At 65.3% G+C, this 25,366-nt stretch carries 24 protein-coding genes; 14 read left to right on the top strand and 10 right to left on the bottom strand.

The window, feature by feature from the left end:
* Positions 1–28: 28 nt before the first annotated feature.
* Complete coding sequence (gene yedA / locus NTD88_RS24700) at positions 29–964, bottom strand: drug/metabolite exporter YedA (RefSeq protein WP_095159275.1); 936 nt, start codon at positions 962–964, stop codon at positions 29–31.
* Between the two features lie 153 nt (positions 965–1,117).
* On the opposite strand from yedA, the gene NTD88_RS24695 reads away from it, so the two are divergent.
* Complete coding sequence (locus NTD88_RS24695; protein WP_095159276.1) at positions 1,118–1,567, top strand: Lrp/AsnC family transcriptional regulator; 450 nt, start codon at positions 1,118–1,120, stop codon at positions 1,565–1,567.
* On the opposite strand, the gene NTD88_RS24690 is transcribed toward NTD88_RS24695, so the two are convergent.
* The 3 genes from NTD88_RS24690 to NTD88_RS24680 all read right to left on the bottom strand — a co-directional run bounded on the left by NTD88_RS24690 (position 1,564) and on the right by NTD88_RS24680 (position 3,519).
* Complete coding sequence (locus NTD88_RS24690) at positions 1,564–2,169, bottom strand: PolC-type DNA polymerase III (protein WP_262154036.1); 606 nt, start codon at positions 2,167–2,169, stop codon at positions 1,564–1,566. The genes NTD88_RS24695 and NTD88_RS24690 overlap by 4 nt on opposite strands.
* 9 nt (positions 2,170–2,178) lie before the next feature.
* Positions 2,179–2,658 carry an NYN domain-containing protein gene (locus NTD88_RS24685; RefSeq protein WP_095159278.1) on the bottom strand — a complete coding sequence of 160 codons (480 nt, stop codon included), beginning with the start codon at positions 2,656–2,658 and terminating at the stop codon, positions 2,179–2,181.
* 132 nt (positions 2,659–2,790) lie between these two features.
* Entirely contained in the window at positions 2,791–3,519 is a 729-nt protein-coding gene (locus NTD88_RS24680) for a DUF2076 domain-containing protein (protein ID WP_262154034.1), read from the bottom strand.
* A gap of 137 nt (positions 3,520–3,656) precedes the next feature.
* On the opposite strand from NTD88_RS24680, the gene NTD88_RS24675 reads away from it, so the two are divergent.
* Positions 3,657–4,322, top strand: a complete 666-nt coding sequence (locus tag NTD88_RS24675; protein WP_262154033.1) for a hypothetical protein — start codon at positions 3,657–3,659, stop codon at positions 4,320–4,322.
* Positions 4,323–4,368: 46 nt separating this feature from the next.
* Positions 4,369–5,454, top strand: a complete 1,086-nt coding sequence (locus tag NTD88_RS24670) for an endonuclease/exonuclease/phosphatase family protein (RefSeq protein ID WP_095159281.1) — start codon at positions 4,369–4,371, stop codon at positions 5,452–5,454.
* Positions 5,455–5,581: 127 nt separating this feature from the next.
* Here the strand turns inward: NTD88_RS24670 and NTD88_RS24665 are convergent, their stop codons facing one another.
* The 4 genes from NTD88_RS24665 to glnT are packed head-to-tail and all read right to left on the bottom strand — an operon-like array spanning position 5,582 to position 9,885.
* Positions 5,582–6,904, bottom strand: coding sequence for an FMN-binding glutamate synthase family protein (locus NTD88_RS24665; RefSeq protein WP_095159282.1), 1,323 nt, complete (start codon positions 6,902–6,904; stop codon positions 5,582–5,584).
* Between the two features lie 21 nt (positions 6,905–6,925).
* A complete protein-coding gene (locus NTD88_RS24660; protein ID WP_095159283.1) occupies positions 6,926–7,600 on the bottom strand; it encodes a protein glxC in 675 nt (224 codons plus the stop codon).
* Positions 7,601–7,612: 12 nt separating this feature from the next.
* Entirely contained in the window at positions 7,613–8,512 is a 900-nt protein-coding gene (locus NTD88_RS24655) for a class II glutamine amidotransferase (protein ID WP_262154031.1), read from the bottom strand.
* A 38-nt stretch (positions 8,513–8,550) separates the two neighbouring features.
* On the bottom strand, positions 8,551–9,885 hold the full coding sequence (gene glnT / locus NTD88_RS24650; RefSeq protein WP_095159285.1) for a type III glutamate--ammonia ligase: 1,335 nt from the start codon (positions 9,883–9,885) through the stop codon (positions 8,551–8,553).
* A gap of 351 nt (positions 9,886–10,236) precedes the next feature.
* Here glnT and NTD88_RS24645 point away from each other — a divergent pair, with 351 nt between their 5' ends.
* The 9 genes from NTD88_RS24645 to NTD88_RS24605 all read left to right on the top strand — a co-directional run bounded on the left by NTD88_RS24645 (position 10,237) and on the right by NTD88_RS24605 (position 20,209).
* Positions 10,237–10,830, top strand: a complete 594-nt coding sequence (locus tag NTD88_RS24645) for a helix-turn-helix domain-containing protein (RefSeq protein ID WP_095159286.1) — start codon at positions 10,237–10,239, stop codon at positions 10,828–10,830.
* A 239-nt stretch (positions 10,831–11,069) separates the two neighbouring features.
* Positions 11,070–11,936 (top strand): formyltetrahydrofolate deformylase, encoded by an 867-nt coding sequence (purU, locus tag NTD88_RS24640; protein WP_095159287.1) that lies wholly within the window; start codon positions 11,070–11,072, stop codon positions 11,934–11,936.
* Positions 11,937–11,944: 8 nt separating this feature from the next.
* Positions 11,945–12,856 carry a bifunctional methylenetetrahydrofolate dehydrogenase/methenyltetrahydrofolate cyclohydrolase FolD gene (folD, locus tag NTD88_RS24635; RefSeq protein ID WP_410017311.1) on the top strand — a complete coding sequence of 304 codons (912 nt, stop codon included), beginning with the start codon at positions 11,945–11,947 and terminating at the stop codon, positions 12,854–12,856.
* Positions 12,838–14,079: an FAD-dependent oxidoreductase gene (locus NTD88_RS24630; RefSeq protein WP_095159288.1), complete on the top strand. Its 1,242-nt coding sequence runs from the start codon at positions 12,838–12,840 to the stop codon at positions 14,077–14,079. Before folD ends, NTD88_RS24630 begins: the two co-directional genes overlap by 19 nt.
* Before the next feature lie 11 nt (positions 14,080–14,090).
* The gene (locus NTD88_RS24625) at positions 14,091–14,393 is read left to right on the top strand and encodes a sarcosine oxidase subunit delta (RefSeq protein ID WP_262154029.1); all 303 of its coding nucleotides are present in this window, start codon (positions 14,091–14,093) and stop codon (positions 14,391–14,393) included.
* On the top strand, positions 14,390–17,287 hold the full coding sequence (locus NTD88_RS24620; RefSeq protein ID WP_262154028.1) for a 2Fe-2S iron-sulfur cluster-binding protein: 2,898 nt from the start codon (positions 14,390–14,392) through the stop codon (positions 17,285–17,287). Before NTD88_RS24625 ends, NTD88_RS24620 begins: the two co-directional genes overlap by 4 nt.
* A gap of 3 nt (positions 17,288–17,290) precedes the next feature.
* A complete protein-coding gene (locus NTD88_RS24615) occupies positions 17,291–17,860 on the top strand; it encodes a sarcosine oxidase subunit gamma (RefSeq protein ID WP_262154027.1) in 570 nt (189 codons plus the stop codon).
* A 41-nt stretch (positions 17,861–17,901) separates the two neighbouring features.
* Positions 17,902–18,672 (top strand): IclR family transcriptional regulator, encoded by a 771-nt coding sequence (locus NTD88_RS24610; protein ID WP_262154026.1) that lies wholly within the window; start codon positions 17,902–17,904, stop codon positions 18,670–18,672.
* 181 nt (positions 18,673–18,853) lie between these two features.
* Complete coding sequence (locus NTD88_RS24605; RefSeq protein ID WP_262154025.1) at positions 18,854–20,209, top strand: APC family permease; 1,356 nt, start codon at positions 18,854–18,856, stop codon at positions 20,207–20,209.
* A 36-nt stretch (positions 20,210–20,245) separates the two neighbouring features.
* On the opposite strand, the gene hrpB is transcribed toward NTD88_RS24605, so the two are convergent.
* Positions 20,246–22,771: an ATP-dependent helicase HrpB gene (gene hrpB / locus NTD88_RS24600; RefSeq protein ID WP_262154024.1), complete on the bottom strand. Its 2,526-nt coding sequence runs from the start codon at positions 22,769–22,771 to the stop codon at positions 20,246–20,248.
* A 119-nt stretch (positions 22,772–22,890) separates the two neighbouring features.
* On the opposite strand from hrpB, the gene NTD88_RS24595 reads away from it, so the two are divergent.
* Together NTD88_RS24595 and NTD88_RS24590 are read left to right on the top strand one after the other, a co-directional pair.
* Positions 22,891–23,310 (top strand): polyribonucleotide nucleotidyltransferase, encoded by a 420-nt coding sequence (locus NTD88_RS24595; RefSeq protein WP_095159295.1) that lies wholly within the window; start codon positions 22,891–22,893, stop codon positions 23,308–23,310.
* A 1-nt stretch (position 23,311) separates the two neighbouring features.
* A complete protein-coding gene (locus tag NTD88_RS24590; RefSeq protein ID WP_095159296.1) occupies positions 23,312–24,184 on the top strand; it encodes a cation diffusion facilitator family transporter in 873 nt (290 codons plus the stop codon).
* Positions 24,185–24,251: 67 nt separating this feature from the next.
* Here the strand turns inward: NTD88_RS24590 and NTD88_RS24585 are convergent, their stop codons facing one another.
* On the bottom strand, positions 24,252–25,079 hold the full coding sequence (locus NTD88_RS24585; protein ID WP_262154023.1) for a DUF6515 family protein: 828 nt from the start codon (positions 25,077–25,079) through the stop codon (positions 24,252–24,254).
* Between the last annotated feature and the right edge of the window lie 287 nt (positions 25,080–25,366).

The raw sequence follows: 25,366 nt of genomic DNA, 5'->3' as shown, positions 1-25,366 counted from the left end.
CGCGAAGTTTACCCTGTTCGGCCCCGGATCACCGAGTTCCGGACATCTCGCCTTTCAGCACCTCGGGCGCGGGCGGCGTCACCGGCGTCTTGCGCCACTGCGGAATGCCGATCAGCACCACCGCGCCGATGATCACCGCCATCGCCAGGCATTCCTCGGCGCCGATCTGCTCGCCAGCGAAGGCGATGCCCAGCAGTACCGCCACCGCCGGGTTGACGTAGGCATAGCTGGTGGCCGCCGCCGGGCGCACATGCTTGAGCAGGTACATGTAGGCGCTGAAGGCCAGGATCGAGCCGAACACCACCAAGTAGGCCAGCGCACCCCAGCCGGCGGCGGTGGGCATCTGGGTCATGCGCTCACCGCTGAACGCGCTCGCCGCCAACAAGGCCACGCCGCCCACCAGCATCTCCGCCGCACTGGCCATCGGACCTTGGGGCAGCGGCAGACTCTTGCTCCACACCGAGCCGAACGCCCAGGACGCCGCGGCGAACAGGATCAGCGCCGCGCCCAGCGGACTGGCCTGCAGGTTCGAACCGAGGTTGAGCAAGCCGATGCCGAGCAGCCCGAGAAAGATCCCGCCCCATTCCAGACGGGTATTGCGGTGCCCGAAGAACAGTCCGAACAGCAAGGTAAACAGCGGCACCGTGGCCACCGCCAGCGCCGCCACGCCGGACGCGACGCCCGCGTGCTCGGCCACCGTCACCCCGCCGTTGCCGCAACTGAGCAAAAGCACGCCGATCATCCCCGCCGCCTTCCACTGTTGCCAGGTCGGCGCCGGCACCCCGCGCCAGCGCAGGAAACCGTAGAGCAGCGCCCCCGCCACTACGAAGCGCACACCCGCCATCAGCATCGGCGGCCATGACTCGACACCGATGCGAATGGCCAGGTAGGTAGACCCCCAGACCAGATAGAGGGCAAGGAACGCACCGATCAATAACCAGGGAAAACGACGGGAGGCAGGCATGGGGGGCTCGAATTTGAGTTGTTGTGGCGTTAGTTTAGAAAGCTTCAGCGGCAAAATTAAGTTTCAAAAAACGCTTATCGAGTACCTGGACTTTCGAAAAAACGGATCTTTCAGGTGTTTCCCTTTGTTTTCACAAGGCCCTTTGCAGACCCCATGGACAAGTACGATCGCATGCTCCTCGCCGCCCTCCTGGAAAACGGCCGCGCCTCCTTCGCGCAACTGGCGCGCACCGTCAATCTCTCGGCCCCGGCGGTGGCCGAGCGGGTGGCGAAGCTGGAAGCCAGCGGGGTGATTACCGGTTATCAGGCCAAGGTCGACATGAGCAAGATCGGCCTGCCGATCCAGTGCGTGATCGAGCTGCGCCTGGCCAGCCACGGCAATCAGCAGGCGTATGAAGCGCTGACGCAGATTCCCCAGCTCACCGAATGCCACCGGGTCACCGGCGATCCCTGCGTGATCATGCAGGCGGCGGTGGGGTCGATGCCGGAGCTGGAAGAGCTGATCAACCGCGTGGCGCAGTTCGGTTTCAGCAAGACCTCGATCATCCTCTCCAGCGCCGTCGAGCGGCGGGTGCCGCTGGGGCAACTGGAGAAAAAGGCTTAGCGGTGTTTGCTCAGGGCTTCGCGGATTTTCGCGGCGGGGACTTTCTGCAGGCGGCACAGGAATGAGTGGGACAGCGCCTGCACACCGTGGGTCTGGCGCAGTTCGCCGACCAGGTGTTGCAACAGGTTGGCGGCCATCTCGGCGTCGGCCATGGCCCGGTGCGCGGTGCCGGTGTCCGGCAGGCCGGCCCAGCGGGTCAGGGTGCCGAGCTTGTGGTTCGGCGCCGCCGGCAGCAGGCGCCGCGACAGCAATAGCGAACAGGCGAAGGACTGATTGCGGCTGCGGCCGATACGGCTCAGTTCGTAGTCCCAGAATTTCTGGTCGAAGGCGGCGTTGTGCGCCAGCAGCGGCGTGTCGCCGACGAACTCGGCGACTTCGTTCATCACCTGATTGACCGGCGGCGCGCTACGCAGCATCGCCGTGGTGATGCCGGTCAGCGCGGCAACGAAGGCCGGTACCGGCACGCCGGCGTTCATCAGGCTCTGGTAGCGCTCGACGATGCGGCCCCGCTCCAGCATGACCACCGCCACCTCGGTGGCGCGGCAACTCGCGCCCGGGGTGATGCCGGTGGTTTCAAAGTCGATGACAGCGATACGTTCCACGAAAAAACCTCAATGCTTGAGCAAAAGCGCGCCGTCGATGGGCACATAGCGCGTGGCGGCGCGGATCAGCGAATTCGCGGTCAGCCCCGGCACGCCGTAGGCCACGGCCTCGACGCCATGGCGCTGAATGATGCGTTCCAGCAGCAGGTCGAAATCGCCGTCGCCGGACGCCAGCACCACCTGATCGACCCGGGCGGCGGCGTCCACCACATCCAGGGTGATGCCCACGTCCCAGTCGCCCTTGGCCGAGCCATCGCTGCGCTGGATATAAGGCTTGAGCTTGACGGTGAAACCGAGGTTGCGAAGGATCTGCTGGAATTGCTGCTGCTTGCTGTCGCCACGGTCGATGGCGTAGGCGAAGGCCTCGACGATCTCGCCATCACGGCTGACGTCGGCCCAGAAGGCGGCGTAGTTGAAATGACAACCATAGGCCTGGCGGACGGTGTAGTAGAGGTTCTGGACATCGACGAACAGCGCGATTTTCTTCACTTCCACCTCCTTTCACACCGGGTTTGAGCCAACAAGGGCGCCCAGTATGCCGCCCTTGGAGGGCAATCGCGAGCAAGCTCGCTCCTACGGGTGCCATAGGAGCGAGCTTGTCGGGGCGCCGAACCGTCGCGATCAGACGTAATCGTCGTCGGAGAAGAAGCCGCCACCGTCGTCGTTGTAACCGGTGTCGGTGAAGCCCGCGTCGTTGCCGTTATCGGCGGTATAGCGCTGGTTGTCATCATTCCAGCCGCCGTGATCACTGGTCGGCGCTGGCTCTTCCTTGATGACTTCGACAATTTCTTCCGGCTGCGAATTGTGGTGGAACAGGCTACTGATGCCTTGCGCCAGCATCACGCCACCGGCCACGCCGGCCGCAGTCTGCAACGCACCGCCGAGGAAGCTGCTGGCTCCACTGCGGGCCGGGGCCGCCTGGGGCGCCGGCGCAGGTGGCGCACCCCAGTTGGATTGCGGAGCGCTGCCAGGACCATCACGCCAGCCGCCGCCGCTCGAAGGGGCCGGCGCAGCCGCGGGCTGGCTCGGCGCCGGACGGGTACCGGAACCGAAGATGCTCGACAGGAAACCACCACTGCTTTGCTGCGCCGGCGCACTCGCGGCGGCGGCGGCCTGGGCCTTTGCCGCAGCCAATTCGGTCTGCAACTGCCGGTTCTGCTCGTCGAGACGCTTGATCGCAGCCTCCTGGACCAGGATCGCCTGGGCCATGTAGTACGGCGCGACCGCATGTTGCTGAACAAGGCCCGCGATATGGGCCTGGGCCTGGGCATCCCGCGGTGCGCCTTCGGCTTCGGCCTGGCGCAGCCTGGCGAACAGGCCATCGATCAGGGTTTGTTCTTCGTGATTCATGACGCGACCTCTCTAGTACGGTTGCAGTGAACATGAAGACAAGCATCGCCAATTCAATGCGACACCGGCATGAAACTTTGTTCAGATTCGGCCCCTGCGCTAAAGTGGCCGCTTGCTTTGGACTTCGAAAACGACCCATGAATCCGCTCAGTGTTTTGCGTGACTCGCTGTATTTCTTCCGCCGCCACCTGATCAGCATCGCCGGCCTGTGCCTGCCGCTGGTGATCATCGAGGCCCTGTGCACTCAATTGCTCTACGGCCAGTTGGGCGATGAAGCCTCGCCGGCCTACGGCCTGTTGGTGGGGCTGCTGTTCTATCCGCTGTACAGCGCCGCCCTGATCCTTTATCTCGACGCCCGCAGTGACGGCCATGAGCCGCTCAAGCGCAACCTGATGGCGCGGGCCCTGCAGTTGTGGCCGTCCTTCGCCCTGCTGGTGCTGCTCAGCTCGCTGCTGATCATGGCGGGTATCTCGCTGTTCATCCTGCCCGGCATCTGGGTGATGACCAACCTGGTGTTCGCCGAGTACCTGCTGGTGCTGCAAGGCCGCGCGCCGATCGCCGCCATGCGCGAGAGCTTCCAGATGGTCAACGGCCACTTCTGGCGAATTCTGGTGTGCATGCTCGGGGTCATGGCGCCGCTGTGGCTGTTCAACGGGCTTACCCTGGCGCTGCTGCCCGAACAGGTCAGCCCGGTGCTGGAACTGCTGGTGAATGTGCTCAACAGCTTCCTGCAACTGTTCAGCACGGTGGTGCTGTTCCGCCTGTTCATGCTGATAAGCGAGTCCACCCCGGCGCGTTCCTGAACCCCGGGGCTATGCTCAATCGTCACACCCGACCTTGCCGAGCCCGATGACCCGACTACTGCGCAACCTCCTGCTGATACTGCTGTTGATCGCCGTCCTGCTCTGGCTGCTGGCCTGGCAGGCGGGTTGGCGACCGGAGCCGGAAGAAACGGTGCCGGTGGCCTGCACCGCCCCGGCCAAGCCGCTGATTCCCGGCCAGCAGCTCAAGGTGATGAGCTGGAACGTGCAGTACCTGGCGGGCAAGCGCTATGTGTTCTGGTATGACGAGGCCAAGGGCGACGACCGCCGCCCCACCGAACAGGACCTGGCCGTCAACCTCGATGAAGTGGCGCGGGTGATCCGCGCCGAGCAGCCGGACATCGTCCTGCTCCAGGAGCTGGACAACAACGCCAAGGCCAGCGATTACCAGGACCAGTTGGCACTGCTGCGCGAACGCCTTGCCGATCTCTATCCCTGCGCCGTCCAGGCGTACCAGTGGAAAGCCGAATTCGTCCCCGACTGGCATATCGCCGGCAGCGTCGGCCGCACCCTCGCCACCCTCAGCCGCTACCCGATCCAGCAGGCGCAGCGGATCCAGTTGCCGCGGGCGTCCGACAACCTCCTGAGCCGTTTGCTCCAGCCGCAACAGGCGGTGCTGGTCAGCTACCTGCCGTTGCGCGAGGGCGGTCAGTTGGCGGTGCTCAACACCCAACTGGCGCAGCATGAACCGGGCAGCGACGTGCAGGCGCGCCAGGTCGCCGAGCTGGAGCGATTGCTCGACCAGTTCGAACGCCAGGGCACGCCGTGGTTGATCGGTGGGGATTTCAATCTGCTGCCGCTGGGGCAGTACCGGCGGTTGAAGCCGGAACAGCGCCCGTTCTATTCGGCGGACAGTGAGCTGCATGTGCTGTGGGACAAGTACCCGATGATCCCCGGCAATGCCGAAGCCACCGGCGCCGAGCGTTCGGCGTGGCTGACCCATTTCCCCAATGACCCGCAACTGGACGGGCCGGACCGGACGCTGGATTACCTGTTCCACAGCCCGAAACTGCGTCGGGTGAGTGCGCAGGTGTTGCAGCAGGACACGTTGGAGATTTCCGATCATTTGCCGGTGACAGCACGGCTGTTGTTGCCGATGCCGCCGGAGTCCTGAGCAGGGGAGTTCTGGTGCACGTCAGTAGATTGTCTGCGCGCTCAAGATCGAGCGCCGCCCGCGCGGCGCTCGATCTCAAGCACGCACCCCATCACCCGGCATGCACATCAAACACCCCACCCTTAGATCAGTACTGCTGCCCCGGCACCCAGTTGGTCCCCGCCAACGGCACCCGCGCCATCGCCGCCGCTTCCACCGTCAGCGCCACCAGATCCTCGGGGTCAAGGTTGTGCAGGTGCGACTTGCCGCACGCCCGCGCCATGGTCTGCGCTTCCAGCACCAGCACCCGCAGGTAATTCGCCAGGCGACGCCCCGCCTCCACCGGATCGAGGCGCTTGGACAGTTCCGGGTCCTGGGTGGTGATGCCCGCCGGGTCGCGGCCGTTCTGCCAGTCGTCGTAGTAACCGGCCGCCGAACCGATTTTCTTCAGTTCTTCATCCAGCCGCGGATGGTTGTCGCCCAGCGCCACCAGCGCCGCGGTGCCGATGGCCACCGCATCCGCGCCCAGGGCCATGGCCTTGGCGACGTCGGCGCCGTTGCGGATGCCGCCCGACACGATCAACTGAACCTTGCGGTGCATGCCCATCTCCTGCAGCGCCTGGACCGCCTGCGGAATGGCCGGAAGAATCGGAATGCCGACGTGTTCGATAAACACTTCCTGAGTCGCCGCGGTGCCGCCTTGCATGCCGTCGAGGACGATCACATCAGCACCGGCCTTCACCGCCAGCTTGACGTCGTAGTACGGGCGGCTGGCGCCGATTTTCACGTAGATCGGTTTTTCCCAGTCGGTGATTTCCCGCAGCTCGGCGATCTTGATCGCCAGGTCGTCCGGGCCGGTCCAGTCCGGGTGACGGCAGGCGCTGCGCTGGTCGACGCCGATCGGCAAGGTGCGCATGCCGGCCACACGCTCGGTGACTTTCATGCCCAGCAGCATGCCGCCACCGCCCGGCTTGGCGCCCTGACCGAGGACGATTTCGATGGCGTCGGCCTTGCGCAGGTCGTCCGGGTTCATGCCGTAGCGCGACGGCAGGTACTGATAGACCAGGTGCTGCGACTGGCCGCGTTCTTCCGGGGTCATGCCGCCGTCACCGGTGGTGGTGCTGGTGCCGGCGATGGTGGCGCCACGGCCCAGTGCTTCCTTGGCGTTGGCCGACAGCGCGCCGAAGCTCATGCCGGCGATGGTCACCGGGATTTTCAGGTGGATCGGCTTCTTCGCGAAGCGGGTGCCGAGCACCACGTCGGTGCCGCATTTCTCGCGGTAGCCTTCCAGCGGATAGCGCGACACCGAGGCGCCGAGCAGCAGCAGGTCGTCGAAGTGCGGCAGCTTGCGCTTGGTGCCGCCACCGCGGATGTCATAGATGCCGGTCTCGGCGGCGCGCTGGATTTCCTGGATGGTCAGGCGGTCGAAGGTCGCGGACTCGCGCAGCACAGGGGTGTTTTTTTCGCTCATGGGAATACTCCTCGCCGCGGGTCAGTAGGCGGATGCGTTATCGACTTTGAAGTTGTAAAGCTGGCGAGCCGAGCCGTAGCGCTTGAAGCTGGCCGGGTCTTCGGCAAAACCTGCGCGGTTGAGCAGTTCTGCCAGCTCGCTCAGGTGCTCGGCGCGCATCTCTTTCTCGATGCAGTCCGAGCCCAGCGACTTGACCGTGCCCTTGACGTAGATGCGCGTCTCGTAGAGCGAATCGCCCAGCGCGTCGCCGGCATCGCCGCACACCACAAGGCGCCCGGCCTGGGCCATGAAGCAGCTCATGTGGCCGATGCTGCCGCCGACCACGATGTCGACGCCCTTCATGGAAATCCCGCAGCGCGCGCCGGCATCGCCCTCGATCACCAGCAGGCCGCCATGGGCAGTGGCGCCGGCGGCCTGGGAGGCGCTGCCTTTGACCCGTACCGAGCCGGACATCATGTTTTCCGCCACGCCGACGCCGACGTTGCCGTGCACGGTGATGCAGGCTTTCTGGTTCATGCCGGCGCAGTAGTAGCCGGCGTGGCCCTGGATATCGATGCTCACGGCCTGGTTCAGGCCCACCGCCAGGTTGTGCTTGCCGTCCGGGTGGCTGACCAGCCACTCGCGGTCCTGCACCTCGCCGTGCAGGGTCTGGTTCAGTTCACGCACCGTGGCGCTGGAAAGGTCGATGGTTTTCATGTGCGGGGCTCCTCAGGCACGTTCCCAGATGTACATGGTGGCGGGTTCGGGCTCCCAGACTTTCGCCTTGTCGATGCCCGGCAGGCTGGCCAGCGCCTGGTATTCGGAGGCCATGGCGACGTAGTCCTCGGTCTCGGCGAGGATCGCCGGCTTGCAGGCGATCGGGTCGCGGATCACGGCGAAGCCGTTGCGGGTGCCGATGGCGAAGGTGAAGAAGCCGTCGAGGTCTTCGAGGGATTTATCCAGCGCCTCTTTCAGGCTGTCGCCCTGACGCAGGCGCCAGGTCAGGTAGCCGGCGGCCACTTCGGTGTCGTTGTCGGTTTCGAAGGTGATGCCTTCGCGCTTGAGTTCCTGGCGCAGGCGGAAGTGGTTCGACAGCGAGCCGTTGTGCACCAGGCACAGGTCGGCGCCGGTGGAGAACGGGTGGCTGCCTTCCATGGTCACGGCGCTTTCGGTGGCCATGCGGGTGTGGCCGATGATGTGGCTGCCCTTCATCCGCTTGAGGCCGAAGCGCTCGGAGATTTCCCGCGGCAGGCCCATGCCCTTGAGGATTTCGATGCTCTGGCCGGCGCTCATGATGCGCACATCCGGGGCCAGTTCGGCGAGGGCGGCGCGCACCGGTTCCTCGGCGCTGTGGGCCTTGAGCACGGCGGCGCTGGCGTTCTGGAACCAGTCCAGCGAGCAGCCGAGGCGGCCTTCCAGCTCGCCCATCAGGTGTTTCCAGTCGTAGCCGAGGTCGGTGGCCTGCAGGGTCAGCTTGACCCAGCCGTCGGCGACTTCATCACCGTAGATAGCGAAGCCGGCGCTGTCCGGGCCGCGGTCGGTCATGGCTTCGAGCATGGGCTCGAACAGTTTGCCGAGCTGGCCTTCAAGCTCGGGCTTCTTCAGGTAAAGGCCAACGATTCCGCACATGGCATGTCTCCTTGGGGCAGATGAAATTGGAGTGGTTGTCAGAAAAATTCGGTGTAACGCTGGATCTCCCAGTCGGAGACGTGGCGGCTGTACTCCACCCATTCCATGCGTTTCTGGCGGATGAACTCGTCGACGATCCCGGCGCCCAGCACTTCGCGGAACAGCGGGTTGGCGGCCAGGGCGTCGGTGGCTTCCTTGAGCGACTGCGGCAGGGTCTTGATGCCGCGAGCAGCGATTTCTTCGAGGCTGAGGTTGTAGAGGTTCTCGTTACACACGAAGTCCGGTTCCAACTGGCGCTCGATGCCGTCGAGGCCGGCGGCGATGATCGCGGCGGTCACCAGATACGGGTTGCAGCCAGCGTCCGGCAGGCGGAATTCGAGGCGGCCGTAAGGCACGCGGACCATCGCTGAACGGTTGTTGGAGCCGAAGGCGATGAACGCCGGGGCCCAGGTCGAGCCGGACAGCGAGCGACCGACGACCAGGCGCTTGTAGGAGTTCACCGTTGGCGCGGCGAAGGCGCACAGCGCGGGGCCATGAGCCAGCAGGCCGGCGGCGAAGTGATAGGCCATTTTCGACAGGCCCATGCCGCTCGGGTCGCTCGGGTCGTGGAACAGGTTCTTGTTGGTCGCGCTGGCGATCGACAGGTGGAAGTGCATGCCGTTGCCGGCGCGCTTCGGATCGGGCTTGGGCATGAACGAGCAGATCATGCCCATGTCGTTGGCGATCTCGCCGGCGGCCATGCGGAAGAAGGTGAAGCGGTCCGCCGACTCCATGGCGTCGCTGTAGGTGTAATTGATTTCGAACTGGCCGTTGGCGTCTTCGTGGTCGATCTGATAGATGTCGAAGCCCACCGGCTGCAGCGCTTCGGTCAGGCGCTCGAGGAATTCCCGCGAGCGCGACAGGCCCTTGTAGTCGTAGCAAGGCTTGTCGAGGTTGTCCGAGGCGTCCACCAGTTGCAGCTTGCCGCCGGCGTCGCGGCGGAACAGGCTGAATTCCGGTTCCAGGCCGGTGTTGAGGGTCCAGCCTTTGTCGGTCAGGCGCTGCACCTGCTGTTGCAGCACGTAGCGGGTGTCGTAGGGCCAGGGCTCGCCGTTGACGTGGCCGATGCAGACGATCCGGCCGTAGCCCGGCTGCCAGGGCACCGGCACCAGCGTGGACAGGTCGCCCCGGGCCATGAAGTCCGGGCCGTGGGGTTCCATGCCCATGCCGCAGATGGCGAAGCCGGCGAAACCGGCACCGTCCTCGGCCACCGCCTTGAGCCCGTTGACCGGAACGGATTTGGTCTTCGCGGCGCCATGGATATCGACGAACTGGGCCAGCACGTACTTGATGCCGTGCTGTTCGATGATGCGCTGCGTTTCAACTGGCAACATGATTCTTCACTCCTGGAAAAGGGCAAGGCGGTCGATAGAAGGCAGGCGAACAAGGACGGAACGCGCCAGCATCTGTGCCCGAAGAAGCGAAACCCGCGGTGGGAAGCTGGCCTGGATCATGTGAATTCCAATCAGGAAATTTAGTTTCCCTGTAGGAATGCAATGCCCTTGCCAATTTTTCAGCGGCCAACAGAAATGGCCCCGGCGTTGCACCGGTCTGCTGTTTATATGGGAAACTCTCTTTCACCCGAGGAAAGTCCCGGCGCCCTGACCCGGCGCCGGGATCTTTTTTGCACTTTCTCAGTGCGAAATTAAATTTCCTGAACCGAAAAAAAGCAGGATTAACCGACCGTGAATACCGAGACCCCGCCTCGCCTTCGCCTGGAGCAGTACCTGGGTATGCAGATCCGCCGCGAGCGCCAGGCCCAGGAGCTGAAACTGGCCGATGTGGCGCGCATCGCCGGGATCAGCCAAGGCATGTTGAGCAAGATCGAAAACGCCCAGGTGTCCACCAGCCTGGATATCCTCAGCCGCCTGTGCGACGTGCTGGGCATGCCGATGTCGAAGTTGTTCAGCCAATATGACCAGCCGGACGGCAACGCCATCCTGGTCAAGGCCGGCGAAGGGATGGAAGTGGTGCGCCGCGGCACCGAGAAAGGCCACACCTATCACCTGCTCAACCACACCCGTGGCCCGAAGAAGAATTTCGAGGCGTACATGGTGAGCATGGATGACGCCAGCGAAGAGTTCCCCACCTTCGCCCACCCCGGCACCGAGTTCCTGCACCTGCTGGAAGGTGAGCTGGTGTACCGGCATGGCAACCAGCTCTATCACATGCAGGCCGGCGACAGCCTGACCTTCGATGGTGATGTGCCGCATGGGCCGGAGAAGCTGGTGCAGGTGCCGATCCGGTTGTTGTCGGTGATGAATTACGGCAACGAATGAAGTGCTGATCGCGACGGCGTCGAGCCGTCGCGAAACCTGCCCAGCGTCACCCTCGCAAAAGTTTCCTCCCAAGATAAAAATTTTCCCCACAGGCTAGACCTGCACCTTCCTTTCGCCTATAAAAGCGCAAAAGGAATATTTTATTCCCACCAATAAATAATCTTCACCGACAAAACGTCGCTTCACCGCTGAAATTTCCGCCTTGCGAGAGCTGCCGCCACTCCACCCGAGGACCTGAAATGCAACACGCCACCAGCCACTACATCCTCAAGATCAGTTGTCCGGCAACGTCCGGCATCGTCGCGGCGGTTACCACTTACCTGGCGGAAAAAGGCTGCTACATCAGCGAAATGTCGCAGTTCGACGACGAGACCAGCGGGCGTTTCTTCATGCGTGCGGTGTTCCGTTTCAACGATCACTACGAAGGCGACATCGATGAGGTCGAGCAAGGCTTCGACCCGGTGGCCCGGCGCCTCGACATGCAATGGAGCCTGCACGGCAGCGCGCAGCCGATGCGCGTGCTGCTGATGGTCAGCAAATACGACCACTGCCTCGCCGACCTGCTCTACCGCCACCACAAGGGCGAGATGGACATGCAGATCACCGCCATCGTCTCCAACCACCTCGACCTGCGCCCGATGGCCGAACGCGAGGGCATCCGCTTCATCTACCTGCCGGTGACCCGGGACACCAAGTCACAACAGGAAGCGGCGCTGCTGCAGATCGTCGAAGAAACCGGCACCGAGCTGGTGGTGCTCGCCCGCTACATGCAGATCCTTTCCGATGACCTGTGCAAACAGCTTGCCGGCCGCGCCATCAACATCCACCACTCGTTCCTGCCCGGCTTCAAGGGCGCCAAGCCGTACCACCAGGCCTACGCCCGCGGCGTGAAGCTGATCGGCGCCACCGCGCACTACGTGACCTCGGACCTCGACGAAGGCCCGATCATCGAGCAGGAAGTGCAGCGCGTGGACCACAGCTACCTGTCCGACGACCTGGTCAATGTAGGCCGTGATACCGAAACCGTGGCCCTGTCCAAGGCGGTGAAATACCACCTGGAGCACCGGGTCTTCCTCAACGACGACCGCACGGTGATCTTCCGGTGAACACTCCTATCTCCCCAAAAATCATCGACGGCAAGGCCGCCGCCGCCCGTGTCCTCGCCGAAGTGAAAAGCCAGGTGCAGGCGATGAAAACCGAAGGCATCACCCCCGCGCTGGCGGTGGTGCTGGTCGGCCAGGACCCGGCCAGCCAGGTCTATGTGCGCAACAAGGTGCTGCGCGCCGAGGAATGCGGCATTCGCTCGCTGGAACACAAACTGCCGGCGGAGACCGATGAATCCGCGCTGCTGGCGCTGATCGCGCAATTGAATGCCGACCGCGACGTGCACGGCATCCTCGTGCAATTGCCGCTGCCGGGGCATATCGACGAAACCCGCGTGCTGCAGGCCATCGACCCGCTGAAAGACGTCGACGGTTTTCACGCCGAGAACGTCGGCGGCCTCAGCCAGGGCCGCGACGTGCTCACGCCCTGCACCCCCGCTGGCTGCCTGCGCCTGTTGCAGGACACCTGCGGCGACCTCGCCGGCCAGCATGCGGTGGTGATCGGCCGCTCCAATATCGTCGGCAAGCCGATGGCCGCGCTGCTGCTCAAGGCGCACTGCACGGTGACCGTGGTCCATTCGCGCAGCGCCAACCTGAAGGAACTGTGCCGCCAGGCCGACATCGTCGTCGCCGCCGTCGGCCGCCCGCGCCTGGTGGACGCCGACTGGCTCAAGCCCGGCGCGGTGGTGATCGATGTCGGCATCAACCGCATCAGCGAAGGCGAACGCTCGCGGCTGGTGGGTGACGTCGATTTCGACAGCGCCCTGCCCACCGTCTCAGCCATCACCCCGGTGCCCGGTGGCGTCGGCCCGATGACCATCGCCTTCCTGATGAAAAACACCCTGACCGCCGCCCGTCTGCAACAACCGGCGTCGGTCACTTTCGCTGAGCATCCGGAGGCCGCATGCCCTTCAATCTCCTGAAATACGGCCTGAGCTCCGAATACCCGGCGGAAGTCGATCTGCCGCCGCCGACCGAACTCAAGCCGTCCTACGACGTGGTCATCATCGGCGCCGGCGGCCATGGACTGGCCATCGCCTATTACCTGGCCAAGTACCACGGCATCACCAATGTCGCGGTGCTGGAAAAGTCCTACCTCGGCGGCGGCAATACCGCACGCAACACTGCGGTGATCCGCTCCAACTACCTGACCAGCGAGGGCGTGCGCTTCTATATCGAGTCGGTGAAGATGTTCCAGGAGCTCTCCAACGAGTTCGACTTCAACATCATGTACTCCGAGCGCGGCCAGCTCACCCTGGCCCACACCGACGCCACGGTGCGCGCCTTCCGCCAGCGCGCCGAAGTGAACAAGCACTTCGGTGGCCGCACCGAGATGCTCGACCGCCAGCAGATCCGCGAACTGGTGCCGACCCTCAACCTCGACCCCGGCCACCTGCCGGTGATCGCCGGGCTCTGGCACATCGACGGCGCCACCGCGCGCCACGACGCCGTGGCCTGGGGCTACGCCAAGCAGGCGGCCAAGCGCGGGGTGGAAATCCACCAGCTCACCGAAGTGCAGGACCTGGTTATCGAGCACGGCCGTATCACCGCGGTGAAGACCAACCGCGGCACGGTGAAGTGCGGCTGCGCGGTGCAAGCCATCGCCGGCGCCAGCTCGCTGATGCTGCAAAAGGCCGGGATTCGTGCGCCGATTCACACCTACCCGTTGCAGGCCATGGTCACCCAGCCGTTCAAGCCGTTCCTCGACCCGCTGGTGAGTTCGTCCGCCCTGCACTGCTACGTGCAACAGACCAGCCGTGGCGAAATCGTCTTCGGCGGCGGCTCCGATCCGTACCCGCTGTACAACACCCGCTCGACCCTGGACCTCAAGGAAAGCCTGCTGGCCCACGCCATCGAGATGTTCCCGTTCATGGCCAACGCCAAGCTGATGCGCCAGTGGGCCGGGATCACCGACATGACCCCGGACTACAGCCCGATCATGGGCCTGTCGCCGGTGCAGAACTATTACCTCGATGCCGGCTGGGGCACCTGGGGCTTCAAGTCGACGCCGATCTGCGGCAAGACCATGGCCGAGCTGGTGGCCAGCGGCGGCCGCGTGCCGGAGCTGATCAAGCCGTTCGCCCTGGAGCGCTTCAGCACCTTCCAGCAGGTCAACGAAATGGGCGCCACCGCGGCCAGCCACTAAAGGGGAACGTCATGAAAATCATGCACTGCCCGCTCAACGGGCCGAGAAACATCAGCGAGTTCACCTACGGTGGCGAGTTCAAGGCGATGCCCGACCCGGCCACCTGCAGCGACGCCGAATGGGCCGACTACGTGTTCAACAGCGACAACCTCGCCGGCGTCGTCCGCGAGTGGTGGCTGCACAACGCCTCCAGCTACTGGTTCCTCGCCGAGCGCCACACCGTCACCGACCAGATCATTCGCACCTTCGACGCGAAGGAAATCTTCACCCAGCGGGTCGAGTTCGCCCCGCGCACCGAGGAGATCGCCGGATGAACCGCCTCCCCGCTCCGATGGGCCTGCTGATCGACCGCGAGCAGCCCCTGCGCTTCAGTTTCGACGGCACCGACTACCAGGGCTTCGCCGGCGACAGCATCGCCAGCGCCCTGCTCGCCAACGGCCGCTGGCTGCTCTCGCGCTCGTTCAAATACCACCGCCCGCGCGGCCCGCTGACCATGGCCGGGCAAGACGCCAACACCCTGGTGCAACTGCCGGACGAACCCAACGTGCTGGCTGATGCGCACGCCATCGACGCTGGCATGACCGTCACCGGACAAAACTTCAACGGCTCGCTGGACAACGACAAGGACGCGTACCTGGGCAAGTTCTCGCGCTTCATGCCGGTGGGTTTCTACTACCGCTCGTTCTACAAGCCCAAGGGCATGTGGAAAGTCTGGGAACCGCTGATCCGCAAGAAAGCCGGCCTCGGCGTGCTCGACCTCAACTTCAAGCCGCAGTACTACGACAAGGCGTACCTGTTTGTTGATGTGGCGATCATCGGCGCCGGCCCCGCCGGACTCAGCGCCGCCCTCACCGCCGCCAATGCCGGGGCGCGGGTGCTGCTGGTGGAACAGCAGGCGCTGCTCGGCGGCGCGCTGACCTACGCCCGCTTCGACGCCGACGGCCAGCGCGCGCAAACCCTGCGCCGCGAGCTGGTGGACGCGGTGCAAGGCCACGCCAATATTCAGGTGCTGACCCAGGCCACCTGCAACGCCTGGTTTACCGACAACTACCTGCCGGTGATCCAGGGCCGGCGCATGTACAAGGTGCGGGCGAAGCAGTGCATCGTCGCCGCCGGGTCCTTCGACCAGCCGGTGGTGTTCCGCAACAACGACCTGCCGGGCGTGATGCTCGCCAGCGCCGCGCAACGGCTGATGAAGCTGTACGCGGTCAAGCCGGGCAACTGCGCGGTGGTGTTGAGCGGCAACGACGACGGCTACCTCGCCGCCCTCGACCTCGCCGAACAGGGCGTGAAGGTCGCGGCGCTGGTGGACATGCGCCAGCAACCCGCCGACATGGCACTGAAAGTCGCGCTGGAGAAACAGGGCATCCCCGTGCATGTCGGCAGCACCGTCTATGAAGCGCTGCACGACAAAGGCATGCGCCACGTCAGCGGCGTGGACATCCGTCGCATCACCGCCCAGGGCCAGGTCGCCGAACACGGCCTGACGCTGGACTGCGACCTGCTGTGCATGTCCGCCGGCTACATGCCGGTCTACCAGTTGCTGTGCCAGGCGGGCGGCAAGCTGGCCTACGACGAACAGCGCGCCGAGTTCGCCATCAGCGGGCTGCCCGACGGCCTGACCGTCGCCGGTTCGGTGAATGGCCGCCATCAACTGGACAATGTGCTGCTCGACGGCAGCCGGGTTGCCGCCGCCGCCGTGCAGGCGCTGGGACTGGCGCCGGGCATCGGCGACGTCACCTTCGCCGGCGAGGCCCGGGTCAATTTCGACTGGCCGATCTTCGCCCACCCCAAGGGCAAGGATTTCGTCGACTTCGACGAAGACCTGCAAGTGCGCGATATCGTCAACGCCACCCGCAGCGGCTACCGCGACGTGCAACTGGTCAAGCGCTTCTCCACGGTCGGCATGGGCCCGTCCCAGGGCCGCCACTCGGCGCTGCCGACCGCGCGACTGGTCGCCCAGGCGACCCAGCGCAGCATCAGCGAAACCGGGGTGACCACCGCCCGGCCGCCGTTCGAAGCGGAAAAACTCGCCCACGTCGCCGGCCGCGCCTTCGACCCGTATCGCCAAACCGCCATGCACAGCCGTCATGTCGCCGCCGGCGCCAAGCTGATGCCCGCCGGCATCTGGCAGCGCCCGGCCTTTTACGGCCAGCCCGGCGAGCGCGAGCGCTGCATGCAGGACGAGGTTCGCCAGGTGCGCGAGAAGGTCGGCCTGATCGACGTCTCGACCCTCGGCGGCCTCGACGTGCGCGGCGCGGATGCCGCCGAGTTGCTGGAGCGCATGTACACCATGCCGTTCAAAAAACAGCCAGTCGGCCGCACCCGCTATGGCCTGATGACCAACGAGCATGGCGTGGTGATCGACGACGGCGTCATCGCCCGCATGGCCGAACACCACTTCTACGTCACCGCCACCACCAGCGGCGTCGATCGCATCTACCAGCAGATGCTCAAGTGGAATGCACAATGGCGCCTGGACGTCGACATCACCAACGTCACCGCCGCCCTGGCCGCGGTGAACGTGGCGGGGCCGCTGTCGCGCAAGGTGCTGGAGAAGCTCTGCGCGGACGTCGATCTGTCCGCCGAGGGCTTTCCTTATCTGGCGGTGCGCACTGGCAGCGTGGCGGGAATTCCAGCGCGGCTGATGCGGGTCGGTTTCGTCGGTGAGTTGGGCTACGAGATCCATGTGCCGGCGCGCCATGGCGGCAAACTCTGGGACGTGCTGATGGAAGCCGGCGCCGCGTTCGGTATTCGTCCGTTCGGCGTGGAAAGCCAGCGCCTGCTGCGCCTGGAAAAAGGCCACGTAATCATCAGCCAGGACACCGACGGCATGACCCACCCCGGCGAGATCGACATGCAGTGGGCGATCGGTCGCAAGAAGCCGTTCTTCGTCGGCAAGCGCTCGATCGAGATCCTCGAACGCCAGCCGCTCAAGCGCAAACTGGTGGGCTTCAGCCTGCCCAAGGGCAGCAGCCAGCCGCTGGAAGGTCACCTGGTGCTCAGCGGTGCGGACATCAGCGGCAACGTCACCTCCTGCGAGTACTCCGCGACACTGGGCCAGATCATTGGCCTGGCCTACGCCGGCGCCGACCAGGCCGAGCCGGGCATGCGCATCCCGATCCGTGTCGAAGGCGGCGAAGTGGTTCAGGCCACCGTGGTGAAACTGCCGTTCTACGACCCCGACAACCAGCGCCAGGAGCTCTGAGCCATGACCAGCCTCAACCCTATCGAGCGCTGCGCGCTCATCGACCTGACCGACCTGCCGCGAGTGGGCTTTCGCGGCGCCGACACCGCCGCCTGGCTGCAACAGCGTGGCTACGAACTGCCGCCGGCACCCAACCAGGCCGTGTTTCTCGCCGACGGCACACTGGTGGCGCGGCTGTCGCAGACCGAGTATCTGCTGCTGGGCAGCCTGGTGGATCGCGGCGAGCGCATTGCCACCGAAGAAGCTGGCTGGCAGTTCAGCGAGCAGCGCAATTATCTGCTGCCGCGCCAGGACAGCCATGCCTGGGTGCAGCTTTCGGGGCGGCATATCGCCGAGGTGATGGCCAAGCTGTGCGGCGTCGACCTGCGCAGCGAAGCCTTCCCTGTGGGGAGCGTGGCGCAGACCTCGGTGGCGCGGCTCAATGCGATTGTGATCAATGCCGGGAACGCGGAGTTGGCGCGGTTCCACATTCTTTTTGATCGGGCTTCGTTGGCGTATTTCCAGGACGCGCTGCTGGATGCGATGGGGGAGTTTGGGGGGTTGCCGGTGAGCCTTGAGAGTTTGCTTGGCTGATCTATTTTGGGGCCGCTCTGCGGCCCTCTCAGGAGACCCCAATGACCGCCATCGAACCCACCGACTACCACGTCCCCGCGCTGCAACGCGGCCTCGCCATCCTCGGCATGTTCAACGCTCGCCAGCGCACCCTGAGCATGCAGGACATGGCCGAGCGCCTGGCGGTCAGCGCCTCCGCCGTCTACCGCATCGTGCAAACGCTGGTGGACATGGGCTACCTGCGCAAGGTCGGGCGCAGCGACTTCGAGCTGGGCAGCCGGGTCATTTCCGACGGCTTCGCCTACCTCGCCAGCCGCGACATCGTCGAAGTTGCCATGCCCCACCTCAACGACCTGCGTGACCGCACCTCGCTGTCCTGTCACCTGAGCATTCGCGAACAAACCGACAGCCTCTACATCTACCGCGCCTTCGCCCCGCAGCGCCTGACGGTGAACATCCCCATCGGCACCCGCCTGCCCTGTCACGGCACAGCCCTGGGCCGGGTACTGCTGACGGCCTTGAACGACAACGAACTGAGCCAGCTTTACCAGCACGTGCGCCTCGATGACTATCCGCCGCCCGCGCCGCGCACCCTGCCGGAACTGCGCCGGTTGATCTCCGAAGACCGTGAACGCGGCTGGGTACTGCACCGCTCGGATTACTCCACCGCCATCGCCACCGGAATCCGCGATCACAGCGGCGCCATCACCGCCGCGATCAACCTGTCCGGTCCTGACGCGGTAATGAACACGCCCGCAGCGCAGGAGGCGTTTCTCGATGCCCTGCTGGCGGCGAGCGGGGAGATTTCGGCGGCACTGGGGTTCAACGCCTGAAGGCGCTAGCGCTCTAGACCGGGCATCTCGGCAATCACACCTTGCGCGCATGCACTATCAATTCGCTTACGGTGCTTTGTCCCCGGCTGCTAGCCTAGCCCGCACACAGGACAGCATCGGCAGGTATCGCCACCGCATGGTTCATGCGTGCAACCGTATAAAAAAAATAACGGGATTCCAGATGACCACTAGCAATCACACCCTCACAGAGAAGGGTGACGAACAACTTCGTCGCGTGCTGGGGCTGCCCGCCCTGGTCTTTTTCGGGCTGGTGTACATGGTGCCGCTCACCATCTTCACCACCTACGGCATCGTGACCGAAACCACCGGTGGCAGAACCGCAGGCGCCTACCTGGTGACCCTCGCCGCCATGCTCTTCACCGCCGCGTCCTACGGCATCATGGTTCGCCGCTTTCCGGTAGCGGGTTCGGCTTACTCCTACACCAATATCGCCTTCGGCTCGAATGTCGGCTTCCTCGCCGGCTGGTCGCTGCTGCTCGATTACCTGTTCATCCCGATGATCAACTACCTGTTGATCGGGCTGTTCCTGAACATCGCCTTCCCCGCCATTCCGGCCTGGGTTTTCGTCCTGGTGTCGATCGCCCTGGTGACCGTGCTCAACGTCCTCGGGATCCGCTCGGTCGCCAAGGCGAGCAACCTGATCGTCGGCGCGCAGGTGATTTTCATCGTGGTTTTCGTGGCCCTGTCCTGTCACTCGCTGGGCAATGGCGGGCCGGTCGACTACCTCTCGCCGCTGCTGGGCGACGGCAGCAAGCCTGGCTTCAACCCGCTGATGGCTGGCGCCGCGATCCTGTGCCTGTCGTTCCTGGGCTTCGACGCCGTATCGACCCTCGCCGAGGAAACCCGTGACGCCCGCCGCACCGTGCCGCGCGCGATCATGCTGACCACCCTGGCGGCGGGCGTGCTGTTCACCGTGCTGGCCTACCTCAGTCAGTTGGCGATCCCGGGCAGCCACTTCGAAAACGCCGACACTGCCGCCAATGAAGTGATGTTCACGGTCGGCGGCCAATTCCTCGCCAACTTCTTCACTGCGGCCTTCGTGGCCGGCAGCCTGGGCTCGGCACTGGCTTCGCAAGCGGCCGTCTCGCGGATCATCTACAGCATGGGCCGCGACAAGCTGCTGTCCGAGCGCTGCTTCGGCACCCTGTCGGCGCGCTTCGGCACCCCGGTCAACGCGACCCTGCTGGTGTCGCTGATTTCGCTGGTGGCGCTGGTCATCGACCTGGGAACGCTGGCATCGCTGATCAGCTTCGGCGCACTGGTGGCCTTCTCGGCGGTGAACATGGCCGTGCTGCGCACCCACCTGTTCGCCAAAGGCCAGCCGAAAAACCTGCTGCTGCACGGCGTGGTGCCGCTGGTCGGCCTGGCCCTGACGCTGTGGCTGTGGACCAGCCTGTCCGCCCTGACCCTGAGCATCGGCCTGGCCTGGTTCGGCGTCGGCGTGGTCTACCTGCTGGTGCTGACCAGCGGCTTCCGGCGGAATGTGCAGGTTGCTGACTTTTCGGAAGCTGGCTGAGAGTCACCTGAAACCTGAGTGCGCTTTACGGCGCACTCAGGTCCCCCGCGGCTTGGCCCGCGCCGTCGCTTCCGCCACCAGCGGGTCATCCGGCCAATAGTGCTTCGGATAGCGCCCCTTCAAATCCTTCTTCACTTCGGCGTAGGTACTGCGCCAGAAGTTCGCCAGGTCCTGGGTCACCTGCACCGGCCGCCGCGCCGGCGACAGCAGGTGCAACAACACCGTCTGCCGGCCTTGGGCGATGCGCGGCGTGTCGGCCAGGCCGAACAGTTCCTGCATGCGGACCGCCAGCACCGGCGGGTGCTCGCTGTAATCGACGCGGATGTTCGAACCCGAGGGCACGCTGATATGCACCGGCGCCCATTCGTCCAGGCGCTGCGGTAGCGGCCACGGCAGCAAATTGCGCAGGATCGAGGAGAGGTCGAGCTGGGCGAAGTGGCTCAGGCGGGTGACCTTGCCCAGGTACGGCTGCAGCCAGTCCGGCAGGGTCGCCAGCAAGGCGTCGTCGCTCAGGTCCGGCCATTCGCTCTCAGCGCCCGCGGCGAGATCGAGTTGGCGCAGCAGCGCCACCCGCGCCTGCCACTGGCGCAGTTCCGGGGTCCATGACAGCAGCGCCAAGCCCTTGCGCCGCACCAGGTCGAGCAAGGCGCGGGCACGGGCGTCGTCGTCGAGACCGGTCAGCGGTTCGCGGCTGAGCACCAGTTCGCCAAGCTTGCGCTGGCGCTCGGCGCGCAGGACGTTTTCCTTTTCATCCCACTCCAGTTGCTCGACCACGCTGACCTGCTCGGCGAGCACGTCATCGAACAGCGCCGGATCAAGCTCGGCAGCCAGATAGATGCGCTCTTCGCGCTGGCCCTGGCGACTGCCGAGGTCGGCGACCACCAACCAGGGCTCTTTCATCAACGCATCGGCCTCGCCGAACTGCGCGGCGCGACCATTGGCCAACCGGTACTCGGCGCCCCCGGCGCGGCGCTGCTGGGCCACCCGGTCCGGGTAGGCCAGCGCCAGCAGCGCGCCGAGCCAGCGCGGGTGATCCGGGTCGGCGACGGCGGCGCCGGGTTTGCCCCGCAGATAGCCACGGTACTGGCGCGACAACTGCCGCGCCCGCTGCACGCCACCTTGGCCGCCACGGTTGGCGCGGGTCTCACCGCTGAGCAGGCTCAAGCGGCTGTGCAGGTCGGCGCCCGCACCGCGAAGAATGTCGCGCTCGCCGAGCAAGGCGGCGACATCACAGGCCATCGCGGTCAGGCCGAGGTCCTGGCCGCGCAGCAGTAAGTGGGCAATACGCGGATGCGCCGGCAGCTCGGCCATCGACTGGCCGTGCGCGGTGAGGCCGAGGCGTTGCGCCGTCAGCGCGCCGAGGCGTAGAAGCAGGTCCTGGGCCTGGGCGTACGCGGCGGCGGGCGGCACATCGAGCCAGCGCAATTGCGCCGGGGTCACGCCCCAGCGACTGAGTTGCAGGGCCAGCCCGGAGAGGTCGGCCTGGATGATTTCCGCGGTGCCATAGGCGGCCAGTTGTTCGTGCTGGGCCTCGGACCACAGCCGGTAACACACGCCCGGCTCCAGACGCCCGGCGCGACCCGCACGCTGGGTCGCGCCGGCGCGGGAAATACGCTGGGTATCGAGGCGGGTCATGCCGCTGCCGGGGTCGAAACGCGGCACCCGCGCCAAGCCGGCATCCACCACCACCCGCACGCCATCGATGGTCAGGCTGGTCTCGGCGATGTTGGTCGCCAGCACCACCTTGCGCATGCCTGCCGGAGCTGGCTCGATGGCGGCGCGCTGGGCAGACAGGTCGAGTTCGCCATGCAGCGGGCACAGCAGAATGCCGGCGCGGCCCGCCAGCGCTTCCTGCAACGACTGGTGCACGCGGCGAATCTCGGCCTGACCCGGCAGGAACACCAGCAGGCTGCCGCTTTCGTCGTCCAGCGCCTGCAGCACCGTGTCCACAACCCGTGGCTCGATGTACTCGCCTGGCTGGAACGGGCGGCTCCAGCGCATCTGCACCGGGAACATGCGGCCCTCGCTGCTGATCACCGGGGCATCGTCCAGCAGCGCCGATAGGCGTTCACCTTCGAGGGTGGCGGACATCAGCAGGATTTTCAGCGGCGAATCATCGCGCAGCAGTTCGCGACCATTGAGGCTCAAGGCCAGGGCGAGGTCGGCATCAAGGCTGCGTTCGTGGTACTCGTCGAAGATCAGCAGGCCGACGCCCTCCAGCGCCGGATCGTCCTGCAGACGGCGGGTGAGGATACCTTCGGTGACCACTTCGATGCGCGTGCGCGGGCCGACCTTGCTGTCCAGGCGGATGCGATAACCCACCGTCTCGCCAACCTTTTCGCCCAGTTCGCTGGCCAGTCGTTCGGCGGCGGCGCGGGCGGCCAGGCGCCGTGGTTCGAGCATCAGGATGGTCTGCCCGGCTAGCCACGGCTCGTTCAGCAGCGCCTGCGGTACGCGGGTGGTCTTGCCGGCGCCAGGCGGTGCTTCGAGCACGGCTTCGTGGCGTTGCGCCAAGGCTTCGCGCAGCGCTGGCAGAACGGCATCAATCGGTAAGGAAATCATGGTAGCCCTCAAACAATGGGGCGAGTATAACGGCGAACCCACCCTGCCCTATCATGGTCTTATCCCCTGAAGCCGGCCTTTTGCCGGTATCGTTGCGGCTTTCATTGCGGAGACTCTCAATGCGTATTTCTTCCCGTGTCACTGGCGGCGCCCTGATCGCGGCCCTGCTGACCCAGCTCACGGCCTGCGGCACCCTGTTCTACCCCGACCGCCGCGGCCAGATCGAAGGCAAGATCGACCCGGTGATCGTCGCCCTCGACGCGGTCGGCATCCTCTTCTATGTGATCCCCGGCCTGATCGCCTTCGGCATCGACTTCGCCAGCGGCGCGATCTACCTGCCGGGCGGCAGCACCGCGCAGGTCTCGCCAGAGAAGCTCAACGAAGCCATCGGCGCTGACGGCAAAGTGGACAACACCCGCCTGCAAGCCATTATCGAAAGCGAACTGGGCCAGCGTCTGCCGCTGAACGACCCACGCCTGATCCAGCACAAAGGCAGCACCGAACAACTGGCGATGTACGGCCTGGTTCCTGCCGCCTGACATGACCACCACCTCCGCCGAGCACGCTCGCCTGCTGCGCCTCGCCACCCGCGCTTCGCTGGCGGTGGCGTGCATCCTGATCGTCAGCAAGGCGATCGCCTGGTGGCTCAGCGGCTCGGTCAGCCTGCTGGCCGGCCTGACCGATTCGCTGCTCGACGGCGCCGCGTCCTTTCTCAACCTGATCGCGGTGCATTACGCGCTGCGCCCCGCCGATGAAGATCACCGTTACGGGCACGGCAAGGCCGAAGCGCTGGCGGGCATGGCGCAGGCGCTGTTTATCAGTGTCAGTGCGGTGCTGATCGCGTTTCAGGCCGTGGAGCGGCTGCAGAACCCTCAGCCGCTGGGCAATGCCGGGCTGGGCGTGGCGGTGATGGTGTTGTCGCTGGTGCTCACCGTGGCGCTGCTGATGGTGCAAGCGCGGGTGATCCGCATCACCGGCTCCACGGCGGTGCGGGCTGATTCGCTGCATTACCGTTCCGACCTGCTGCTCAACGGCAGCATCCTCGTCGCCCTGTTGCTGGCAGCGTTTGGCTGGCCGCAACTGGATGCGTTTTTCGGCTTGGGGATTGCGGTCTACATCCTCTGGAGCGCGCTGACCATCGCTCGCGAGAGCTTTGCCACGCTGATGGACGAGGAATTGCCGGCGGATGTCAGCGAGCGGATGCTCGGTCTGGTGTGTGCGGTGCCGGGCGTGGTCGGGGCGCATGACCTGCGCACGCGGGTTTCGGGAAATCGCTGGTTCGTGCAGGTGCATCTGGAATTGCCGGGGGCGTTGCCGCTGACCCAGGCGCACGGGTTGTGCGAGGACGCGGCAGCGGCGATCACACGGGAGTATCCGCGGGCCGAGGTGCTGGTACATGCGGATCCGGTTTAGGGGTGATCTCCAGGGCCTCAATCGCGGCGGTTCGGCACCCCGACACGCCAGCGATTGAGCCCCAAGATCAGTTGACGCTATACCCCCGCCCCGCCATGCAAGCGCCCATCGCCCGCCGATAGGTATCCGCCACCTGCACCGGTGGCGTCTGGGTGGCATAGGCCGGGTCGAAACCACTCTGCTCCACCGCCCAGCGATGGCATTGGTAGCGGTCCTGCTCGACCTGCTGCGGCGGCTGGCCCTGCATCGGGTAGGCGATCACGTCATAGCCGCTGCCCTGCACCGGCACGGGCTGCTGGACCTGCGGCGGATTGACCACCACGTAGTCGCGGCTGTCATTCAGGTACTGGTAATAGGTGTCCGCCACCAGGAAGAACAACGCCCCGCCGATCCACATCTCGCGGGCGTAATCCGGCAGGTAGCTCACCCGCACGCCGTAAGGCGGGGTCACCACGACGTAGCCGCCGCCATGCGGGCGATACCAGTAGCCGCCAGAGAAAAAGTAGTCCTGGCCGCGATACGGCACCCGCGAAAAACGATCAGGGAAACGGTCGATGGTGTGCCCCGGCCGATACTGCGGCCCCGGGCCCCAGCCATTGCCATGCCCGCTGGGGCGGCCGTTCCAGTTCGGCTGCTGCGGTCGTTGACCGCCCTGGTTGCCCTGCCAGTTCGGATTGCCATCGTTGCGCCGGGGGATGTCCTGGTAATGGCCCTGGCGCGGCTGCTGGGTCTGTCGCACTTCGTCCGGCCGCTGGCCCAGCGGCGATCCCTGCTGGTGCTGCTCGCCACCTCGGGACTCCGAAGGCCCGCGGTGATCCCGCTCGTCATCGGCATAGACGCCCAGGCTCAGGCAGAGCACGCCGACACCCACCAACGGCCAGATACGCAAGGTCATGCTGTTCCTCTTTCATCGTAGGAAATGATCACAGCGCCACTCTAGCAGGCGCAGTTCCGGTCGCCAGATGAAATCTCGGACATTAAAAAAGGGCGACCATTGGGTCGCCCTTTGAGAATTTTGTCCTGGCTCGGCGCTTGTGACGCCGGCTCACCTCACACCTGTCTTGTGGACCGTGTGTAGCCCGGGGGCCAAGCACAACCCTGTGGGATTGCTGGCCGCGACTGTCCTGATTGAGTCAGTCGCCGTGGACGTGTGTCCGGGCAGTGATTCTGGAAACAATCATA

This window comes from Pseudomonas sp. 20P_3.2_Bac5, assembly GCF_025466035.1.
Classification (GTDB): domain Bacteria; phylum Pseudomonadota; class Gammaproteobacteria; order Pseudomonadales; family Pseudomonadaceae; genus Aquipseudomonas.
This window is presented reverse-complemented; position numbering and strand designations above follow the sequence as displayed.

Excerpts from the sequence above, each read along its gene's own strand:
- yedA (WP_095159275.1), bottom strand. The coding sequence starts at position 964 with ATGCCTGCCTCCCGTCGTTTTCCCTGGTTATTGATCGGTGCGTTCCTT.
- NTD88_RS24695 (WP_095159276.1), top strand. The coding sequence starts at position 1,118 with ATGGACAAGTACGATCGCATGCTCCTCGCCGCCCTCCTGGAAAACGGC.
- NTD88_RS24680 (WP_262154034.1), bottom strand. The coding sequence starts at position 3,519 with ATGAATCACGAAGAACAAACCCTGATCGATGGCCTGTTCGCCAGGCTG.
- NTD88_RS24675 (WP_262154033.1), top strand. The coding sequence starts at position 3,657 with ATGAATCCGCTCAGTGTTTTGCGTGACTCGCTGTATTTCTTCCGCCGC.
- NTD88_RS24670 (WP_095159281.1), top strand. The coding sequence starts at position 4,369 with ATGACCCGACTACTGCGCAACCTCCTGCTGATACTGCTGTTGATCGCC.
- NTD88_RS24665 (WP_095159282.1), bottom strand. The coding sequence starts at position 6,904 with ATGAGCGAAAAAAACACCCCTGTGCTGCGCGAGTCCGCGACCTTCGAC.
- NTD88_RS24660 (WP_095159283.1), bottom strand. The coding sequence starts at position 7,600 with ATGAAAACCATCGACCTTTCCAGCGCCACGGTGCGTGAACTGAACCAG.
- NTD88_RS24655 (WP_262154031.1), bottom strand. The coding sequence starts at position 8,512 with ATGTGCGGAATCGTTGGCCTTTACCTGAAGAAGCCCGAGCTTGAAGGC.
- glnT (WP_095159285.1), bottom strand. The coding sequence starts at position 9,885 with ATGTTGCCAGTTGAAACGCAGCGCATCATCGAACAGCACGGCATCAAG.
- purU (WP_095159287.1), top strand. The coding sequence starts at position 11,070 with ATGCAACACGCCACCAGCCACTACATCCTCAAGATCAGTTGTCCGGCA.
- NTD88_RS24630 (WP_095159288.1), top strand. The coding sequence starts at position 12,838 with ATGCCCTTCAATCTCCTGAAATACGGCCTGAGCTCCGAATACCCGGCG.
- NTD88_RS24625 (WP_262154029.1), top strand. The coding sequence starts at position 14,091 with ATGAAAATCATGCACTGCCCGCTCAACGGGCCGAGAAACATCAGCGAG.
- NTD88_RS24620 (WP_262154028.1), top strand. The coding sequence starts at position 14,390 with ATGAACCGCCTCCCCGCTCCGATGGGCCTGCTGATCGACCGCGAGCAG.
- NTD88_RS24615 (WP_262154027.1), top strand. The coding sequence starts at position 17,291 with ATGACCAGCCTCAACCCTATCGAGCGCTGCGCGCTCATCGACCTGACC.
- NTD88_RS24610 (WP_262154026.1), top strand. The coding sequence starts at position 17,902 with ATGACCGCCATCGAACCCACCGACTACCACGTCCCCGCGCTGCAACGC.
- NTD88_RS24605 (WP_262154025.1), top strand. The coding sequence starts at position 18,854 with ATGACCACTAGCAATCACACCCTCACAGAGAAGGGTGACGAACAACTT.
- hrpB (WP_262154024.1), bottom strand. The coding sequence starts at position 22,771 with ATGATTTCCTTACCGATTGATGCCGTTCTGCCAGCGCTGCGCGAAGCC.
- NTD88_RS24595 (WP_095159295.1), top strand. The coding sequence starts at position 22,891 with ATGCGTATTTCTTCCCGTGTCACTGGCGGCGCCCTGATCGCGGCCCTG.
- NTD88_RS24590 (WP_095159296.1), top strand. The coding sequence starts at position 23,312 with ATGACCACCACCTCCGCCGAGCACGCTCGCCTGCTGCGCCTCGCCACC.
- NTD88_RS24585 (WP_262154023.1), bottom strand. The coding sequence starts at position 25,079 with ATGACCTTGCGTATCTGGCCGTTGGTGGGTGTCGGCGTGCTCTGCCTG.